Origin of the sequence: Mesorhizobium sp. M7A.F.Ca.US.005.03.2.1, assembly GCF_003997795.1 — a bacterium.
Classification (GTDB): domain Bacteria; phylum Pseudomonadota; class Alphaproteobacteria; order Rhizobiales; family Rhizobiaceae; genus Mesorhizobium; species Mesorhizobium ciceri.
Genome location: NZ_RZRP01001300.1, coordinates 1 through 1,118, shown reverse-complemented (window position 1 = coordinate 1,118; position 1,118 = coordinate 1). Strand labels below are relative to the sequence as shown.

The 1,118-nt window shown below is 62.0% G+C and carries 1 protein-coding gene and 1 pseudogene; both read left to right on the top strand.

The genetic code is table 11. The annotated features are described in order from the left end of the window. Positions 1–438: pseudogene (locus EN991_RS37225) on the top strand (UxaA family hydrolase); the annotation flags it as partial. A gap of 60 nt (positions 439–498) precedes the next feature. After that, positions 499–1,118: aldo/keto reductase (locus EN991_RS37220; RefSeq protein WP_164769707.1), on the top strand; the 620-nt coding region annotated here is incomplete at its 3' end.

Here is a 1,118-nt window from a genome sequence, read left to right as displayed (position 1 = left end):
ATCCTGGAGAAGTCCCTCGGTGCGGTCGCCAAGGGCGGCCAGACGCCGCTCAACGGCGTCTTCGGCTACGCCGAAAAAGTCACCGGCAGTGGCCTCGTGTTCATGGATACGCCTGGCTACGACCCGGTTTCGGCGACCGGCCAGGTGGCGGGCGGCGCCAACGTCATCGTCTTCACCACCGGCCGCGGCTCCTGCTTCGGCTGCCGTCCGACGCCGTCGATCAAGGTCGCCACCAACTCGACCATGTACCACCAGATGGAAGAGGACATGGACGTCAATTGCGGCGTCATCGCCTCGGGTGAAAAGACCATCGCCGGCATGGGCCGCGAGATTTTCGAACTGATCGTCGAAACGGCTTCCGGCCGCAAGACCAAGAGCGAGGACTTCGGCTACGGCGACAACGAGTTCGTGCCCTGGCATCTGGGCGCAACACTTTAGATTTTACTGATATAAAGTAGACTGCGCGCCGGTCAGCGGCGGGCAACGGGGAGGTTTTGCATGGAAAAACGCCGTATCGGTCGGACAGCTCTGGAGGTCACCGAAGTGAGCTTCGGCGGCGCCGCACTTGGCGGCCTTTACCGCGCCTGTTCGCGCGAAGCGGCGATGGAGACGCTGCAGGGCGCCTGGGATGCCGGCCTGCGCTATTTCGACACCGCACCCTTCTACGGTTTCGGACTGTCGGAGCGCCGCTTCGGCGACTTCCTGCGTTACAAGCCGCGCGATTCCTATGTGCTGTCGACCAAGGTCGGCCGGCTGTTTCGCCCGGTGCCGGACGATCAGGTTCCCGATCACTCCTATGTCGATCCGCTGCCCTTCGCGCTCGACTACGACTATTCCTATGACGGCATTATGCGGTCGGTCGAGTTCAGCTATGCGCGGCTTGGCCTAAACAGGATAGACATCCTGTTTGTCCACGACATCGGCGCCTACACCCATGGTATCGAGAAGACCAAGCTGCATTTTCGCGACCTGATGGATGGCGGCCTCAAGGCACTCGAAGAGCTGAAACGGACTGGCGTCATTTCCGCCTATGGGCTTGGCGTCAACGAGGTGCAGATCTGCCTGGACGTCATGCGCCGGGCGCCGCTCGACTGCATCCTGCTTGCCAGCCGCTATTC